This is a genomic window from Amycolatopsis sp. NBRC 101858 (assembly GCF_030269325.1).
GTDB classification, from domain to species: domain Bacteria; phylum Actinomycetota; class Actinomycetes; order Mycobacteriales; family Pseudonocardiaceae; genus Amycolatopsis; species Amycolatopsis ponsaeliensis.
In genome coordinates this window covers 554,992-572,088 of record NZ_BSTD01000004.1, presented here as the reverse complement: position 1 = coordinate 572,088, position 17,097 = coordinate 554,992, and the positions used below count along the sequence as shown (strand labels likewise).

14 protein-coding genes are annotated in these 17,097 nt (G+C 70.9%); 7 read left to right on the top strand and 7 right to left on the bottom strand.

The window, feature by feature from the left end:
* Positions 1 to 2: 2 nt before the first annotated feature.
* On the bottom strand, positions 3 to 581 hold the full coding sequence (locus QSK39_RS31400) for a hypothetical protein (protein ID WP_285481935.1): 579 nt from the start codon (positions 579 to 581) through the stop codon (positions 3 to 5).
* Positions 582 to 822: 241 nt separating this feature from the next.
* On the opposite strand from QSK39_RS31400, the gene QSK39_RS31395 reads away from it, so the two are divergent.
* Positions 823 to 1,398 carry a dihydrofolate reductase family protein gene (locus QSK39_RS31395; protein ID WP_285481462.1) on the top strand — a complete coding sequence of 192 codons (576 nt, stop codon included), beginning with the start codon at positions 823 to 825 and terminating at the stop codon, positions 1,396 to 1,398.
* 34 nt (positions 1,399 to 1,432) lie between these two features.
* The gene (locus tag QSK39_RS31390) at positions 1,433 to 2,059 is read left to right on the top strand and encodes an alpha-ketoglutarate-dependent dioxygenase AlkB (RefSeq protein ID WP_285481461.1); all 627 of its coding nucleotides are present in this window, start codon (positions 1,433 to 1,435) and stop codon (positions 2,057 to 2,059) included.
* A gap of 269 nt (positions 2,060 to 2,328) precedes the next feature.
* Here the strand turns inward: QSK39_RS31390 and QSK39_RS31385 are convergent, their stop codons facing one another.
* Both QSK39_RS31385 and QSK39_RS31380 read right to left on the bottom strand, forming a co-directional pair.
* Entirely contained in the window at positions 2,329 to 3,606 is a 1,278-nt protein-coding gene (locus tag QSK39_RS31385) for a cytochrome P450 (RefSeq protein WP_285481460.1), read from the bottom strand.
* A 53-nt stretch (positions 3,607 to 3,659) separates the two neighbouring features.
* Positions 3,660 to 5,321: a peptide-N4-asparagine amidase gene (locus QSK39_RS31380; RefSeq protein WP_285481459.1), complete on the bottom strand. Its 1,662-nt coding sequence runs from the start codon at positions 5,319 to 5,321 to the stop codon at positions 3,660 to 3,662.
* Between the two features lie 420 nt (positions 5,322 to 5,741).
* Here QSK39_RS31380 and QSK39_RS31375 point away from each other — a divergent pair, with 420 nt between their 5' ends.
* A complete protein-coding gene (locus tag QSK39_RS31375) occupies positions 5,742 to 6,737 on the top strand; it encodes a LacI family DNA-binding transcriptional regulator (protein WP_285481458.1) in 996 nt (331 codons plus the stop codon).
* Between the two features lie 77 nt (positions 6,738 to 6,814).
* Entirely contained in the window at positions 6,815 to 8,026 is a 1,212-nt protein-coding gene (locus tag QSK39_RS31370; protein WP_285481457.1) for an MFS transporter, read from the top strand.
* 96 nt (positions 8,027 to 8,122) lie between these two features.
* Here QSK39_RS31370 and QSK39_RS31365 read toward each other — a convergent pair whose 3' ends face one another.
* Genes QSK39_RS31365 through QSK39_RS31355 form a run of 3 tightly spaced genes read right to left on the bottom strand, consistent with a single transcriptional unit; the run spans position 8,123 to position 13,301 of the window.
* Positions 8,123 to 9,013, bottom strand: a complete 891-nt coding sequence (locus QSK39_RS31365; protein ID WP_285481456.1) for an ROK family protein — start codon at positions 9,011 to 9,013, stop codon at positions 8,123 to 8,125.
* The gene (locus QSK39_RS31360; RefSeq protein ID WP_285481455.1) at positions 9,010 to 11,874 is read right to left on the bottom strand and encodes a glycosyl hydrolase 2 galactose-binding domain-containing protein; all 2,865 of its coding nucleotides are present in this window, start codon (positions 11,872 to 11,874) and stop codon (positions 9,010 to 9,012) included. The genes QSK39_RS31365 and QSK39_RS31360 overlap by 4 nt, the downstream gene beginning before the upstream one ends.
* On the bottom strand, positions 11,871 to 13,301 hold the full coding sequence (locus tag QSK39_RS31355; RefSeq protein WP_285481454.1) for an APC family permease: 1,431 nt from the start codon (positions 13,299 to 13,301) through the stop codon (positions 11,871 to 11,873). The genes QSK39_RS31360 and QSK39_RS31355 overlap by 4 nt, the downstream gene beginning before the upstream one ends.
* Before the next feature lie 147 nt (positions 13,302 to 13,448).
* Here QSK39_RS31355 and QSK39_RS31350 point away from each other — a divergent pair, with 147 nt between their 5' ends.
* The gene (locus QSK39_RS31350; RefSeq protein ID WP_285481934.1) at positions 13,449 to 14,618 is read left to right on the top strand and encodes an ROK family transcriptional regulator; all 1,170 of its coding nucleotides are present in this window, start codon (positions 13,449 to 13,451) and stop codon (positions 14,616 to 14,618) included.
* A 188-nt stretch (positions 14,619 to 14,806) separates the two neighbouring features.
* On the opposite strand, the gene QSK39_RS31345 is transcribed toward QSK39_RS31350, so the two are convergent.
* Positions 14,807 to 15,037, bottom strand: a complete 231-nt coding sequence (locus QSK39_RS31345) for a hypothetical protein (protein ID WP_284745617.1) — start codon at positions 15,035 to 15,037, stop codon at positions 14,807 to 14,809.
* 229 nt (positions 15,038 to 15,266) lie between these two features.
* Here QSK39_RS31345 and QSK39_RS31340 point away from each other — a divergent pair, with 229 nt between their 5' ends.
* The gene (locus QSK39_RS31340) at positions 15,267 to 15,536 is read left to right on the top strand and encodes a hypothetical protein (RefSeq protein ID WP_285481453.1); all 270 of its coding nucleotides are present in this window, start codon (positions 15,267 to 15,269) and stop codon (positions 15,534 to 15,536) included.
* Positions 15,537 to 15,609: 73 nt separating this feature from the next.
* Positions 15,610 to 17,097, top strand: coding sequence for an MFS transporter (locus QSK39_RS31335; protein WP_285481452.1), 1,488 nt, complete (start codon positions 15,610 to 15,612; stop codon positions 17,095 to 17,097).

The following is a 17,097-nucleotide window of genomic DNA, read 5'->3' as shown; positions in this document are numbered from 1 at the left end:
CGTCACTGGTGCCAGAACTTGACCCCACTCCACGTCACCGTGATCGGTCCCGCGCCGCTGGCGGTGCGGTAGCTGCCGAACTTGTCGTAGTAGCTGCCGCTCGGGCTGGAGATGGTCTGCTTCAGCGAGCCGTTGATGTACACCTTGTGCGAGCTGCCGACCTGGTTGATCGTGTTGACCCGCACCGATGTGCCGACGGTCGCGCCGCTGCCCAGCGTCGCCCCGCCTTCCACGGCGTACATCCGGCCGCCCTTCTCCACGGCCAGCAGGAAGTACGGCCCGGCGCTCGAGCCGTCCCGGAACGTCTGCTTGAGGCTGATCCGGGAGCCGGTCATGCTGGTGATCTTGAAGGAGCCCTCGAACTGGTGGGTGCCGCCGGTGTAGGTGGCGTACCGGCGTTCCGCCCGCTGTTCACCGCTCGCGGTCGAGCAGGTGAGCTTGAAGGTGAGGCCGGACAGGCTGCCGCACCCCTTCTCCTGAGTATTGAAGCTCGGAGAATCCGAAATCCAGGACCCGCCGCCGACCTGGGCGTCCGCGTTCGGGACCAGGACCGCGAGCCCCGTCACGACCGCCGCGAGCACGCCCGCGCCGCGAAGTCTGCGCACCGTCAACCTCCTGTGTCACTCGAGGCGGCGGTGACCGGAAACAGGTTCAGACCTTTGTCCGGCGTGGAAGTGACTGTACGAGCCCGCGCGACCGCGGACAAGACCCACTTCGGCGCCCGGGAGTGTGTCGGAAGTTTTCTCGCGCGGCGCTGTCGAATCCGGCCGAGGCCGTTCGACACACTGGTGAACGCACCCAAGATCGACCTAGGAGCACCGCATGCGCACCCTGATCTCCACCTCGTTCGTCTCCCTCGACGGCGTCGTCGAAGGACCCGGCGGAGAGCCCGGCTACCGGAACTCCGGCTGGACCTTCAAGGACATCGAGTTCGACCCCGCCGCCTACGCCATGAAGGGCACCGAGCAGGAAGAGGCGACGGCACTGCTGCTGGGCCGGGTCAGCTACGAGGCGTTCGCGCCGGTGTGGCCGGGCATGACGGTCGAGTTCGCGGGCTACAACGCGATGCCGAAGTACGTCGTGTCGACCACGCTGCAGGAGTCCGACCTGGTGACGAACTGGGGCGAGACGACCATTCTCCGCTCCCTCGACGACGTCGCCGCGCTCAAGGAGACCGAAGGCGGGCCGATCATCATCAACGGCAGCGCGGCGCTGAACCGCGCGCTGGCCGACGCCCGCCTGGTCGACCGCTACCACCTGCTGGTGTTCCCGGTCCTGCTCGGCGCGGGCAAGCGGCTGTTCGGCGAGACCAACAAGGACAAGCAGGCCCTCAAGCTCGTCGAGAGCGAGTCCTACGGCAACGGGATCCAGAAGCTCGTCTACGACGTGATTCACTAGAACAGGTGTTCGATCTTGGTGTAGACTGGGGACCATGAACGCGGGTCTCCAGTCTTCCCTGTTCGGCACCGAAGGCGCGATCGCGCTGCGTCCGCTCGCGCCCGAGCGGACCGACCTCGGCTCCGGCGCGTGGGTCGACATCCAGCCAGGCTGGCTCGAGGGTGCCGACGAGCTGTTCGCGGCGCTGGTCGAGGGCGTGCCGTGGCAGGCGGAGAAGCGGAAGATGTACGACCGGGTGGTCGCCGTGCCGCGGCTGCTGAGTTATTACCGTGAGAACGTGGCGCTCCCCCACCTCGCGCTGGTCGCGGCGCGGGACGCGCTGAGCAAGCACTACCTGCGAGAGCTGCGCGAGCCGTTCCGCACGGCGGGCCTGTGTTACTACCGCGACGGCCGCGACAGCGTGGCCTGGCACGGCGACCGCATCGGCCGGGGCGCTCGCGAAGACACGATGATCGCGATCCTGTCGGTCGGCGCCGCACGCACTCTGGCGCTGCGCCCGCGGGGCGGCGGCGGGAAGACGCTGGCACGGCCGCTGGGGCACGGGGATTTGCTGGTGATGGGCGGGAGCTGCCAGCGGACCTGGGAGCATTCGGTCCCCAAGACGGCCAAGCCGGTCGGGCCGCGGATCAGCATCCAGTTCCGGCCGCGCGGAGTGAACTGAGCCCGGCCGGGGCCGGGGCCGGGGCCGGGGCCGGGGCCGGGGCCGGGGCCGGGGCCGGGGCCGGGGCCGGGGAGCGAATCGTGCGTCGGGCGTGGCGGTCTAGGGCTGATCGGATGGTTTCGGTTTCGGGCGCGCCGGTCTCGGCGTGGTCGCGCGAGTTCCGGCCTCAAGCTCGCCGATCCCGGCACCAGTCCGGCTAGTCCTCGCCCCTGGCGATCCGAGCGCACCACGGCGAGCGGCGGCCGCGGCGGCCCATCCCGCGCCGAACCTCAGTCCACCAGTACCGGCAGCTCGTCCAGACCGTACACAATGGACACCTTGCGGAACGCAAGCTCCTCCGCCGGCACCGCCAGCCGCAAGTTCGGGAAACGGCGGACCAGTGCCGGGTAGGCCGTGCGCAGCTCCATGCGGGCCAGCTCCGCGCCGATGCAGCGGTGGATTCCGTAGCTGAACGCCAGGTGCGACGTCGGCTCGCGGGCCGCGTCGAACTGCTCCATGTCCGTGCCCAGCTTCGGGTCGCGGTCCGCGGCCGACAGGGACACCAGCACGATGTCGCCCTCGGTGATCCGCACGCCGCCGATCTCCATGTCCTCCTTGGCGAACCGCGGGAACGCCATCTGCACCACCGTCAGGTAGCGCAGCAGCTCCTCGACGAACCGGTGCACGGACTGCTCGTCGCCGCGGACCGCGTCGAACGCCTTCTCGTCGCGCAGCAGCACCAATGCGCCGAGCGCGAGCATGCTGGCCGTGGTCTCCAGGCCGCCGGTGAGCACGCCGTCGGCGAGGCCGGCCAGCTCGCGGTCGGAGATCTCGTCGCCGTGTTCCTTGATCAGCATGCCGAGCAGGCCGTCGCCGGGCTCTTCGCGCTGCTTCTTCACGATGTCGAGCAAGTAGGTCAGCGACTCCGACATCGCGCCGAGCGACGCGCTCGCGCCGCCGAAGAGGTCGAAGCGCGCGGTGCCCAGCCGCTGGAAGTCCTCGCGGTCCTCGTAGGACACGCCGAGCAGCTCGCAGATGGTCAGCGACGGGATCGGCAGCGCGAACGCCTGCCACAGGTCGACCGGGCCCTCGGTCTTGGCCATCGCGTCGAGCTGCTCGGTGACGATCTCGTCGATGCGCGGGATCAGCCGGTTGAGCCGCCGCATGGTGAACTCCGGCGTGAGCAGCTTGCGCAGCCGGGTGTGCACGGGCGGGTCCGCGAAGCCCAGGCCGCCCGGGTTCTGGTCCTCGGTCACCCCGGCGTTGCCCACCAGGTTGGTGAAGTCGGTGGAGAACTCCGTCACCTTGCCGAGCACGGCCTTCGCCTCGTCGTAACCGGTGACCAGCCAGGCGTTCATCCCGAACGGCAGGTCGAGCTTGCTGATCGGCGCCTCGGCCCGGATCGCGCCGATCTCGGCGACCGGGTCGAGACTGTCGCGCCTCAGCGGCATCAGCGCCGACTCCGGCAGGAACGACGACATCTTCTCGAGGTCGAAGCCCTTTTTCGACTGACGCGCGAGATACCGACGCCCGACCCAGCCCAGGACCCGTGAGCGGAGACTCCCCATGTACCCGACAGTACCGCACTAGCCCGATCGGGTGAGGCGCACCGAGAGCTGTTTCACCTCCGCGGCGGGAGCTCCCGGTTCGCGGTGATCCGCCCGTGCTCGCTCGCGACGTAGTGGAAGTACGGTCGGCCGAGGTCGTCGGACCCGGCGAACGACGTGCGCGAGCGGCCGTCGGCCTCGGTGTTGACGCCGTTCGTGCGGGCCAGCACGCCGGACGAGCTCAGCCACTCCGTCGACCCGCGGACCGGCCACCAGCGCCGGCCGTCGCCCGCGAGGTCGGCCAAGGTCTGCGTCATCTCGGCCGAGCCGGAGATCCGCAGGTTCTGGTCGTCGGTGATGTTCGCGGTCGCGTCGGTGGTCAGCGGGTAGGACCACGTGTGCCGGGCCGCCGAGCGCACCCGTCCGTCCACAGTGGACGTCGACGTCTGCTGTCCCGAGTCGCCCTGCACGACGTGCTGGGTGAAACCGCCGCCGGTGACGTCGTCGGTGTTGCGGTAGTCGCGGGTGCGCTCGACGCGGGTGTACACGCGGCCCGCCGAGGTGTCGACGTAGCCCGCGGTCACGTCGTGACGCTTCGCCGTCACCGTCACGTTCACCCCATCGGGGATGTCTTTCACCGCAGTCTGCCTGGTCGGCGCCGCCGCGACGTCGTGCTGGGTCAGGGCGCCGGACGTCTGCGCGGCTTTTTTGTCGGTGTAGAGCAGTAGCGTCGGCACGACGGTGAATTCACCGCCGATGTCCGGGAAGGAGAAGGAGAGATCATGCGCACCGCCGTCCACGAGCCGGCCCGCGAACGGCGTGATGTCGTAGGTTTCGGCGTGCAGGCTGAAGGTGTCGATCGCGACGATCGGCCGCCACAGCTGCGGCACGATCCCGCCGGAGTAGATGTGCGGGAAGGTGAACGCGCTGCCGGCGGGCGTCCCGTCGAGCGCGAAGTTCGCTTCGCGGTACGGACCCTTGCCGCAGAGCCCGGCCGCCGGGTACTTCGCCGACACTGCATCCGGGACGTCGTCGAACCACTGCTCGTCGCAGGCGTGGCCTTCCAGCGTGACCTCGAGGTAGGCGCGGGTGATGTTGCGCGGCAGGTCCTTCGCGGTGAAGTGCACGGTGGGCGCGGCGGGTGTCGCGTCGACGTGCCCGAAGCCGGCGACGTGGTCGGCGGTCTCGGGCGCGGGGTGCTTGCGGTCGGCCTGGTAGTAGGTGAGCGTCACGGTCTGGGCGTAGACACCGGTGTAGACCGGCGAGTTGTAGTTCTCGATACCGCCGTGGAAGGGCTGCGGCGTGCGCAGCAGCGCGGCGTACGGCGTCAGGTCCTTGTCGAAGTGGTAGGTGATCGGGCGGTTGCCCTCGCCGCTGGGCTCCTCCGTGGTCCCCCACCAGACCTCGGTCGCGCCGATCCGGAGGTCGCCGATCCGGTCGTACTGGCGGCCGGAAACGGTGACGGTCTGGTCCATCACGACCTTCGCCCACGGCCCGGCGCAGGCCTTGGGCGGCGCGAGCGTGCCCTCGTAGAACTGCGGGGTGCCGTCGGCGGCGTTGGAGCGGAAGGCGTCGGCGAGCGTGACGGTGCAGTGCGGGGTGTCCGGCCGCGTCACCGCGGGCGCGGCCGCCACCGGGTCGTCGGTGTCGTGTTCGAGCACGGGATCGGCCGAGGCGACCGCCCCGGAGAGCACCCACGTCAGCACCAGTGACAGGACGATCGTGAAGATCCGCACCCGGACTCCTCCCAGTGGCAGGCACACCGCTGCGCAGCCTAGTGCGGCAACGGTGCGACGAACGGCGGGAAACCGTGAGCGGCTCGGCACCCGAATCAGGAGGAACCGGACACGATAGCCGCGTTCATCGGGCGGGCGCACCCCGCCGCCACGCTGCGAGCCAAGCTCGGCTCCGTGGCGGGCAAGGTCCGCACCGCCGGGAGGTCGGCCTCGGCGAGTTCCACGGGGTCGAGGTCCGTCGTCGCCGTGAACCGCCCGCCGACGCGTCCGCAGGCCCGGCCCTTCGCGCGCGTCGCCGATCAGCGCCATCACCCGCAGCGGCCCACCGTCCATTCCGGCCACCTCCCGTTCGCCGCCCCAACATCGGCTGAAACGTTTCATCCGCGTGGTAGGCTCACGCTTTCTCTGCGAGGGGGTGCTTTGGTCGGCATCAAGGACGTCGCCAAGCGGGCCGGCGTCTCGATCGGCACGGTGTCCAATGTGGTCAACCGGCCGCACGTGGTCGCGGTGGCCACCCGGAACCGGGTGCTGTCGGTGATCGAAGAGCTCGGCTACGTCCGCGACGAGTCGGCGCGGCAGCTGCGGGCCGGCCGCAGCCGGATCATGGGGCTGCTCGTGCTCGACCTCGGCAACCCGTTCTTCGTCGACGTCGCCCGCGGCGCCGAGCAGGCCGCGCACGCCGAGGGCCTCAACATCATCACCTGCAACAGCGGGCAGCGCTCCGACCTCGAGGCGTCCTACCTCGCGATGTTCGCCGAGCAGCGGGTCCGCGGTGTGCTGCTGAGCCCGGTCGCGACGTCCGGCGAGGCCCTGCGCGCGTTCCGCCGCAGCGGCACGCCGTACGTGTTCGTCGACCGCAAGGCGCCGACGTCGGAGGCGAGTTCGGTCGCGGTGGACGACATCGCCGGCGGGGCGCTCGCGGCCCGCCACCTCCTGGAGACCGGCCACCGGCACATCGCGTTCGTCAACGGTCCCGCGATCCTCGCCCAGTGCCGCGACCGCGAGCAGGGCGTCCGCACCGCACTGCAAGGGTCGGCGGCGGAACTGACGGTCCTCGAGGCGATCGGCCTCGATGTCTCCTCGGGCCGGGACGCGGGTGCCCGCCTCTTGGGCATGAGTCCCCGCCCCACGGCGGTGTTCTGCGCGAACGACCTGCTGGCCCTGGGCGTGCTGCAGGCGATGGTCGGCGCGGGCGTGCGCATCCCGGAGGAGATGGCGATCGTGGGCTACGACGACATCGAGTTCGCGGGCGCGGCGGCGGTCCCGCTGACCTCGGTCCGCCAGCCGGCCCAGCGCCTCGGCCGCACGGCCGCGGAACTCCTCCTGACGGAGACGGCGGACACGACGGCGGAGCACCAGGCGGTCGTGTTCACCCCGGAGCTGGTCGTCCGCGAGTCGACCCGGGTGCGTCGCTGAGCGTGATCGAAGCAGCCGGAAAATAGTTTGGCTTGCTTACGACTTTTCGGCACACTGCCGATCATGGGGCTTCACGCGTGACGAACAGGTGGGTGCGGCTGCAGGCCGTCGCGGTGTCCGGGTCCTCCGCCGAAGGGCTGATGCTCGCCGCGCTTCCGCTGCTCGCCGTTTCCATCACCACCGATCCGCGCGAGATCTCGCTGGTGAACATCGCCGGGCAGGCGCCGTGGCTGTTGCTGTCCCTCTTCGCCGGGGTGCTCATCGACCGCGTGCGGCGGACCGCCGTGCTCGCCTGGGCCTACGCCGTGCAGGTCGGGGCCGCGCTCGTGCTCGCCGCCGTCGCCTCCGCCGGGCTGCTCAGCCTGCCGGTCCTGCTGGTCGTCGCCTTCGTCGTCACCTCCGCGCAGGTGCTCGGGGACGGCGCCAGCGGGGCGCTCGTGCCCGAGCTCGTCGAGCCCGATCGGCTCGCCCACGCCAACGCGCGCCTCACCGTGATCGACCGGGGTGTCGTGCAGTTCGTGGTGCCGCCGCTGACCGGGTTCCTCGTCGCCGTCAGCGCCGGGGCGCCCGCGTGGCTGGCCGCCGCGTGCGCGTTGCTCGCCCTGCTCCTGACGCGGCGCATCCCGTCGGCGTCGGTGGTGGCCGCGCGCACCCATCCGCTGCGGGACCTGTCGGCCGGGCTCACGCACCTGGTCCGGACGCCGCTGCTGCGCTCGATCACGATCAACGTCGCGCTGGGCTCGTTCGCCGCCAGCGCCGGGAACTCGATGTTCGTGCTGTACGCGACGCAGATCCTGCACGTGGGTTCGGTCGGCTACGGCCTGCTGCTCGCGTGCCTCGCGATCGGCTGGGTGGCGTCGTCGTTCGTGGTGCAGAAGATCGTCGACCGGCTCGGGTATTCGTGGTCGATGCGGTGGGCGCAGAGCCTCGGTGCGGTGGCGCCGCTGCTGCTGGCCGTACTGCCGCCGTGGCCGCCGCTGATCGGCGTGGTGCTGGTCTTCCTGACCTCGACGGTGCTGGTCTGGAACGTCTGCTCGCAGTCCAGCCGCCAGCGCTTCACGCCGGCGCCGCTGCTCGGCCGGGTGCTGACCAGCCACCGCGCGCTGGCCTGGGGCCTGACCCCACTCGGCGCGCTGACCGGCGGCCTGGTCGCGGCGCACTGGAGCCTCCGGGGCGTCTGGCTGGTGGTCGCGGCGATCCAGGCGCTCAGCGCGGTGCTGGTGTGGTTCCAGCTTTCCCCGGAAGCCTTCCGCCGCACCGAACTCGCGACGGCCGAAGCCGCGAGCTGACGCGTCCCTCGCACGCCGCCGCTTCGCATTCGGGAAAGGCCCGGCGTGAAACCGGGTGGCGCACCGGGTCGGGGCACCGGCACGCCACCCGGAGGCCTACTCCCCCAGCGCCAGCGCCACCGCGCCCAGCAGTGCGGCGTCCTGGTCGAAGCGGGCCGACACCAGCTCCGGCGGGAACGGCACCGCGTGTGCCAGCCGGTCCGCGAGCGCCGGGAGCAGTACGTCCGCCGAACGCACCAGCCCGCCGCCGACCGCGATGCGTTGGGGGTCCAGCATGATCGCCAGGTTCGCCACGTGCATCGACAGTTCGTCGAGCGCCGCCGTCACCAGCTCCTTGGCCTCGACGTTCTCCTTGGCCAGGGCGAACAGCTCGCCCGCGGTGACCGGGCGGCCGAGCAGATCACTCGCCCGGCCGCCCAGCCCACGCCCACCGACGGCTTCCTCAAGCGGCGCCGCTCCGCTTGCGAAACCCTCGGTGTCCTGCGGCGAGAGCAGGTTGTACCCGATCTCGCCCGCAGCTCCGTTGGCGCCGGTCAGCAACCGGCCGCCGACCAGCACCGCCGCCGCGATGCCGGTGCCCAGCGAGAGGAACACCGCCGGGTCCGCCCCGGCCAGCGCACCCCAGCGCCATTCCGCCAGTGCCGCCGCCTTCGCGTCCGTCCCCACCGAAATCGGGACGTCCGGGAACTCGGCCGCCACCAGCTCGGCCAGGTGCAGCTCCTCCCAGCCCGGGACGTTCGGCGCGAGCAGGATCCGGTCCGGCAGCACGATCCCCGGGCTGACGACACCGATCGCGCAGGGGGTCGCGCCCTCGTCCGCCAGGAGCCGACGAGCCCCGGCGAGCGCCCGCACCACCACCTGCTCGGCCCCCGCCTGCGCGTCGGTGTCCAGCCGGCGCGTGGCCAGCAAGGTCCCGTCGTGGTCGGCGAGCCCCAGCGCCACCTTCGTGCCGCCGAAGTCGATCCCGAGAATCCGTTTCCCGCTCACTCCCTGAACCCCTCGATCTGCGGCGCGACCGCCGCGTCCCCGTGGTGGCCGTACCCGCCGGCCGCCTTGACCACGATCCGGCCGGTGTTGAACCCGTCGACGCTGATCACCGGCACCGCGCCCCGCAGGTCGGACGCCTGGTAGGTCACGGCCAGCGTCTGCGACTGGCCCGGCCACAGCGTGATGTCGTTGTCGTCCCAGGTCGCGTTCGCGAGCTGGTTGTCCCCCGGCGCCTCACGCCCGTCCGGCGTGCCGCGGCGGACGTCGGCCCGCAGGAAGAACGCCGCCCCCGGCGTCTTCGACGTGTTGGTCACGGTCACCGTGGTGACGTTCGCGCCCCCGGTCGAGCGCGTCGAAGCGACCGCGCTGACCTGCGACTTCGGCAGGTTCTGCAGGGCCTGCAGGTTGCTGTACTGCGACAGCGTCGCCTGCGGGTTACCGAGCGTCTTGCCCCAGTCGACGACGTCCTTCTGCGTCGAGAGCCAGTAGACGTTCCGGTCGACGACCTTCCCGCCCTGCTTGACCTGCAGCTCGACGAAGTAGACCTGGGCGGGTGCCGGCGCCTTCGTCTCGGCGGGCACCTTCGGCTTGAGAACGCCGGTCTTCACACCCTGCGAACCCAGCGAGAGGCCGGAAGCCGTCTGGTCGTCCAGGACCTTGCCCGCGGTGTCGAGCACGCGGGCCTGCACCGAAAGCCCGGACTGCGTCGTCGCCCCGAGGTTGTCCAGGGTCACGGAACCGTTGTCGTAGCCGTAGATCGCGTGCAGCGGCTTGTTCGCCTTCTTGGCGCCGAAGAACGCGCCCGCCTGGTCGCCGTCGTCGTTGTAGAGCGACCACAGCAGCGTCGGCCAGCCCTTGTTGAGCTGCCAGTAGACGACGCCGGTCGACGGGTTCGCCTTGTCGGTCGAGTGGTGCAGGAACGCCTCGAACTGCGAGCGCGTGTTCTCGTAGTTCGCGATGTTCGCGAGGTCCACATAGGACTTCAGTGAGTTCCACTTCCCGTACCGCTGCGTGATCGACTGGTCCAGCGTGTACAGCGTGCCGAACGCGTAGCCGCCGTGGTCCGGCTCGAAGTTGGCGTGGTACTGGTTGTACGCCGGGTCCTGCCACAGCTTCGCCTGCTCGGCCGGCGAAAGGAACCGCTTGATCGAGTCGAGCGTCGGCACGGTGTGCCCGGCGCTCTGCTCGCTCGCGAAGCCCCACGACCCGCCGGCGTTGGTCCGCGAGGAGTCGTCCGCGTCGAAGTGCGAGGTGTCGTACCAGTAGGACGGCGGGACCCAGTCGTACGGGCCTTCCTTCTCCCCCGACTGCCCGAGCGTCGGCGTGCTCTTGTACTCCGCCGAAGCGATCACCGGGACCTGGAAGTCCTCCTGCGCGAACGCGGTCAGGACGACGTTCTCCTGGTTGGCGAACGGCTCGTTGTCGCTCCAGCCGTAGTTGAACACGCTGGGGTGGTTGCGTTCGCGCTGCGCGATGCTGACCGACGAGTCGTGGATGATCCGCAGGTCCCGCTCGCCGAGCTGCTCGGCGGTGTCCGGCTGCCAGGCGTCACAGCACAGGAACCCGCCGATCACGAGCAGCCCGGCGCGGTCGGCCTGGTCGTAGAAGTCCTGCGGCATGTCGTGGCCCTCGAGCCGGACGCCGGAGAGACCCATGTTCTTGATCAGCGCGATCTGGTGCGCGGTGTCGGCGGAGTCGTAGCGCAGGAAGAGATCCGGCGCGAAGCCGCCGCCGCGGAACACGAAGTCCTTGCCGTTGATGGTGAACTGCCGTGCGCCCTCGGGCAGCGGCGCGGACTTCCCGACCAGGCGCGAGGTCACCGTGCGGATGCCGAAGGTGCCCTTGGACGACGTCGAGAGCACGCCGTCCTGCGAGACCGCGGTGCTCAGCGTGTACAGCGGCTGGTCACCCATCGAGTACGGCCACCAGACCCGTGGCTTGCTGATCTTCACCGGGGCGAACGTCACCGTCTGCTTGGTGTTCCCCGGGATCGTCACGCGCTGGTGGACGACGATCGGCGCGCCCGACGGCGGCGCGATGGTCGCGGCGACGTCGCCGGTCTGCGGGTTCGCCGCGTCGTTGGTGACGTCGACCTTGACCGTCAGCTTCGAACTGGACAGGTCGGCGGCGTTGTCCTGCACGACGTGCGCGTTGTCGCCGGTGAGCGCGTCGCTCACCTGCAGGGTCGGCGGGAACTGGATGCCGGTGTCGTTGTCCGGCGGGATCTGGCCCCAGTCGACCTGGTCGAGCGTGTACATCTTGAGCGGGTTGTTGGGGTAGACCTTGATCGCCAGGGTGTTCTTGCCCGGCTTGACCAGCTTCGAGACGTCGAACGTGTGCCCGGCGAACGCGCCGCTCACGATGTCCTTCGTGGCGACGAGCTTGCCGTTCACCCAGACGTCGCCCTCGCCGACGATGCCCGGGATGGTCAGCTTCGCGTGCTGGCCGTCCTTGAAGTCCGGGGTGAAGTCGGTGCGGTACCACCACGGGTCGGAGAACGGCTTGGTGACGACGGGGCCGAGCTTGTCGACGTACCCGAAGCACTTGCGCATGTTGTCGGAGTAGAAGACGTCGGGGCACTTGCCGTTCTGCACCAGCGCGTTGATCTCGGTGCCCGGCGCGCCCGCGTCGTCCGGCTTGACCGGCAGCCAGCCGCGGGTGGCGTACCCGGGCGTCGAAACCTTCTCGCCGCCGTCCTTGACGCTGGCCGTCGTGAGCACCTGCCAGCCCTGCGCGCCGATCGTGCTCAGGCCGTGCGGCCGCGTGGCCGTCTGGGTCTCCTGCGCCGACGCCGGCGCGGCCACGCTCAGCACCCCCGGCACCAGGAGCAGCGCGGCCAGCGCCGCGAGCTTCTTCGTCATGCCTGAGCCCCTTCGGTCTCGGTGGAGGCGAAGGCCTCCTTGATCTCCTTGGGTCCGAACGGCCAGGTGTTCTCGGCCTTGGCGTAGACCAGGTACGCGATCGCGCCGACGGCGATCCAGCCCAGCGACAGCCCGATCGAGAGCGGCGTCGCGGAGACGTAGATGTAGACCCAGCCGACCAGCGCGAGCAGCGTCGGCACGGGGTAGAGCCACTGCCGGTAGGGCCGCTTCAGCTCCGGCTGGCGGCGGCGCAGCGTCCAGATCGCCGCGACCTGGGCCAGCGACTGGATGATGACCAGGGTGGCGACGGCCGCGTTGATGACGTCGGTCAGCGTGAACAGCGAGCCGATGATGGTGATCGCGCCCATGGTGAGCACGCCGGCGGTCGGCAGGTTCAGCTTCGGGTGCAGCTTGCCGAACATCGACAGGAACACCTTGTCCCGCGCGGCTTCGAACGGCACGCGCGAGCCGCCGAGCAGGCCGGCGAACACCGAGCCGATCGCCGCGACGACGATGAAGACGGTGACGATCTTCGCCGTCACGGTGCCCCACGCCTGCTCCAGCACGGTGGAGGCGACCGAGGTGGCGGTCTTCAGCTCCTCCAGGGGAACCGAGCCGAGCACGCCGACCTGCAGCAGGAAGTAGAGGCTCATGATGCCGACGATCGAGAAGAGGATCGACCGCGGGATCGTGCGGCCGGGGTTGCGGACCTCGCCGCCGAGGTAGGCCGTCGTGTTGTAGCCGAGGTAGTCGTAGATCGCGATGATCAGGCCGGCGCCGAGGCCGCCCCAGAACGTGCCGGTGCCGGCCGAGCTGAACGCACCCGGGGTGAAGGCGAACGCCTGCGCGCCGCTGAAGTGCGAGAACGCCGCGACGATCGTGGTGAGCACCGCGATCAGCATGACCACGAACAGCACGGTCGTGAGCTTGCCGATCTGGCCGATCTTGCGGAACAGCGCGGCCACGATGACGAGCGTGATGCCGACGCCGATGATCTTGCCCAGTGGGGTCGTGCCCGCGTCGTCGGTGACGCCGGGGATCAGGTAGCCGAGGTACTGGACGAGGCCGATGATGCCGGTGGACATGATCAGCGGGATGAACAGCACCGCGCTCCAGACGAACAGGAACGGCATCAGCCGTCCGGTGCGGTACTGGAACGCCTCGCGCAGGTACAGGTAGGTGCCGCCGGCGCCCGGCATCGCGGCGCCGAGCTCGGCCCAGATGAGCCCGTCGGCCAGCGCGACGATCGCCCCGATGATCCAGCCGAACATCGCCTGCGGGCCGCCCATCGTGGCGACCATGGCGGGAATCGTGACGAACGGGCCGATACCGCACATCTGGGTCATGTTGATCGCGGTGGCCTGCACCGGGCCGATCTTGCGCTCAAGGGCGGGTTGCGGCTCCCCTGGGCGAGTGGGTGAACTCACGACGTGCCTCCGTCTAGTAGTTAGTAAAGTTTCTTAACATAGAACGTGCGGAGCCGGAAGAGTTCCGTCGATAAACTTGCCGCAACGCGGATCGGAGATGGGGACGTCGTGGGGCGAATCGGGCCGCAGGTGGGAACCCCGGCGAGCATGCGGGCGCTGAACCAGCGCCTGGTGCTGGAGCGGCTGCGCGGACGGGGCGAGGCGACGCGACCGCAGATCGCGGCGGCGACGGGCCTGTCGAAACCCACGGTGGGACAGGCGCTCCTCGATCTCGAGCAGCACGGACTGGTCCGGACCACTGGCCGCAGCATGGCCGGCCCGGGCCGCGCGGCGGTCGTCTACCGGGCGGCGCCGGACGCGGGCCACGTCGTCGGCGTCGACATCGGACGGCGGGCGATCCGGATCGCCGTGGCCGACCTGGAAGGCAGCATCGTCGCACGGCTCGACGAGCCCAACCGGTGCCGCTCGGCGAGCGCTTTGGTGCGCACGGTAGGCGAATCCGTCGAACGGGCGGTGGTGTCGGCCGGCCTGGCGCCGGACGACGTCGTCTCGACGGTGGTCGGCACCCCGGGCGTCCCCGACCCGGCGACCGGGACGGTCCACCGCGCGCCGAACCTCCCGGGCTGGGAGCGGCGCGGGCTGCTGCACGAGCTCGTCGCGGCGCTGGCCGGCGCGGGTTCGGACGTCGTGGTGGAGAACGACGCGAACCTGTGCGCGGTGGGCGAGCACGCCCTCGGGGCGGCGCTGGGGGTGGACGTGCTGGTGTGCCTGACGGTCGGCACGGGGATCGGCATGGGGCTGCTGGTGGACGGTCGCGTGTTCCGCGGAGCGCACGGCGCGGCGGGCGAGATCGCGGACTTGCCGTTCGGTCCGCTCCCGACGGCGGCGGGCGCACGACGGCCGGGCCCGATGGAGACGGCGGCCGCGGGGCAGGCGGTGGTTTCGGCGGCCCGTGCGCTGGGAGTGGCGGCGCGGTCGGCGAAGGACGTGTTCCGGTTGGCCCGGGGTGGTGATCCGTTGGCGCTGCGGGTGGTTGCGGAGGAAGCCGAGAAGCTGGCTTATGTGGTCGCGGCGGTCACTGCGGTGCTGGATCCGCGGTTGATCGTGCTCGGTGGCGGGATCGGGGGCAACGCGGACTTGCTGGCGGCGCCGATGCGGGAGGCGTTGGCCGCGACGGTGCCGGTGGTCCCGGAGATCGTGGCGGGGCAGCTGGGCGAGGACGCGGTCCTGGCGGGCGCCATCGCGACGGCCCTGGGGACGGCGAGGGAGCTGGTGTTCGACCGGCGTGGGTTACGCCGCGCGGCCGGCGACGGTTAGCGAGAACGACCGGTCACCCGCTGTCGCACTGCCGGAAGCCGCTGCAGGCCGGAAGAACGATCGGTCACTCCACGGGGAGAACGACCGGTCACTCCGGCCGGTGACCTACTGATCAGCCGACACAAGCCGCGACCCGCCCGTCCCACGAGAGCCACCGGCGACCGCACCGGCCTGGCAAAGCAGTGCCGCTAGTCCGAGGGACCGCGCAGCGTGAGCACCACCCGCAGCACGTGCTCGACCGCCGCCGGGAACGGCGCTGCCCGCAGCTCCCCCCGCTCCGCCAAGTTCTCCGAAGCGAACTCCAGCACCCGCTCCGGCCCACCCCGCCGCACCACGAGCGCCGCCAGGTCCTCCAGGTCCAGGTCCGGGTGGTCCAAGCGCGTCAAGGCGAACTCGATCATCAGCTCCTCCGACGTCATGTCCACCTCCTCCCCTCCATCCTAAGCACGTCGGGCTAACACTTGACCGAACGGAGATCGAGCCCCGATGTGGTGATGTCCACGTCGGCCCCGGACACCCACCGCACACACGATTGGGCCGTTCGACGGAGATTTCGGGCGATCGTGTACGGAACGCGAATACCCGGTAACCCGGACGAGCCGGTCAGTGCATGATGCAGGACCACCCGCCGGCGGATCGGAGGCGACCATGGCCCTGCATCGCCAGCGCACGCGAGCCGGGGTCCGGCGTCCGCGGCACGCCCTCCCCGCCCGCTGGTGGCCGCCCGTTCTCGTGGCCGCCTCGGTCGCCGCCGTGGTTCCCGGGGACACCGTCGGCGGCCTGCTCGTCGGGACCAGCGTGCTCGTCGCCCTCACCGCGCTCGCCGCCACCAGGCGGGTCCTGGGGCACGCCGCCGTGCACGTCAACCTGATCCTGGCCGAAGAGCTCGCCGGCGGCGAGCGCACCCAGTCCGGCTGAGCCACACCCCAACCCGAGGACTGTGACCTGTCTCGCCGCGTTACTGTACCGTCCAGACGGTATAGTAAGAGTCATGACGACGACCCTGACCCCCGCCACCGAGCCGTTGAGCCACCGGCGCCGCTGGGCGGCCCTCGGCGTGCTCGTCGGCGCGGTGCTGCTGCTCGCCGTCGACGGGACCGTGCTCTACCTCGCCGTGCCGTCGCTGACCCGGGAGCTCGCGCCGACGGCCACCGAGATCCTCTGGATCGGCGACGTCTACTCCCTCGCGCTGGCCGGCCTGCTGGTCACCGCCGGCAACCTCGCCGATCGCTTCGGCCGCAAGAAGGTCCTGCTGCTCGGCACCGCCGCGTTCGGGCTGGCCTCCGCGCTGGCCGCCTTCTCCCCCACCGCCGGCGTGCTCATCCTCGCCCGGCTGCTGCTCGGGATCGCCGCCGCGACGATCATGCCGTCGACGCTCTCGCTCATCCGCGGCCTGTTCACCGACCCCCGCGAGCGCACCCGCGCCATCGCGATCTGGTCGGCGGGCTCCGGCGGCGGCATCGCGCTCGGCCCGCTCGTCGGCGGGGCGCTCCTGGAGCACTTCTGGTGGGGCTCGGTGTTCCTGATCAACGTGCCGATCGTCGCCGTCTTCCTGATCGCCGGCGCCGTGCTGCTGCCCGAGTCGAAGAACCCGCGCCCCGGACGCTTCGACCTGCTCTCGGCCGGCCTCTCGATGGCCGCGATCGTCCCGCTCGTCTACGCCGTGAAGCACGCCGTCGGCTCGGGATTCGACGGTCAGGTGGCGCTCGCGGCCGGGATCGGCCTGACCGCGGGGACGGCGTTCGTCCGGCGGCAGCGGCGGGTGGCCGACCCGCTGATCGACGTCGCCCTGTTCCGCAACCCCGCGTTCAGCGGCGCCGTCCTCGCGGACTTCGTGTCGGTCTTCGCGCTGACCGGGTTGCTGTTCTTCTTTTCCCAGTACCTGCAACTGGTCCGCGGCTTCGGCCCGCTGGAGGCGGGGCTGGCGGAGATGCCCGCGACGCTGGCGTCGATCGTGGTCGTCGCCGCGGTGGGCGTGATCGTCGCGCGGCTCGGCCGGGGACGCGCGGTCGCGGCGGCCCTCGGCGTCGCCGCGCTCGGGCTGGCGCTGGTTTCCGTGGCGGAACGAGCGTCGCACTACGGCTGGCTCGCGCTGGCCCTGCTGCCGGTCGGGCTCGGCGTCGGCCTGGCGCTGACCCTGACCGTGGACTCGGTGCTGTCCGCCGTGCCGAGGGACAAGGCCGGCTCGGCGTCGGCGATTTCCGAGACCGCGTACGAACTCGGTGCCGCGCTCGGCATCGCGCTCCTCGGCTCGCTGGTCACCGTGGTCTACCGCGCGTTCCTGCCGGCAGACGCCCCCAGCGCGGCGCAGGACTCCCTCGCCGGCGCGGTGGCCGTGCTCGATCCGGCGTCCGGGCCGGCGCAGGCCGCCCGCGAGGCGTTCACCGGCGCGATGCAGGTAACGTCCGTCGCGGCCGCCGTCATCACCGCGATCGCGGCCGTGATCGCCTGGCGCACCATTCCGTCCGGAAAGGACTGA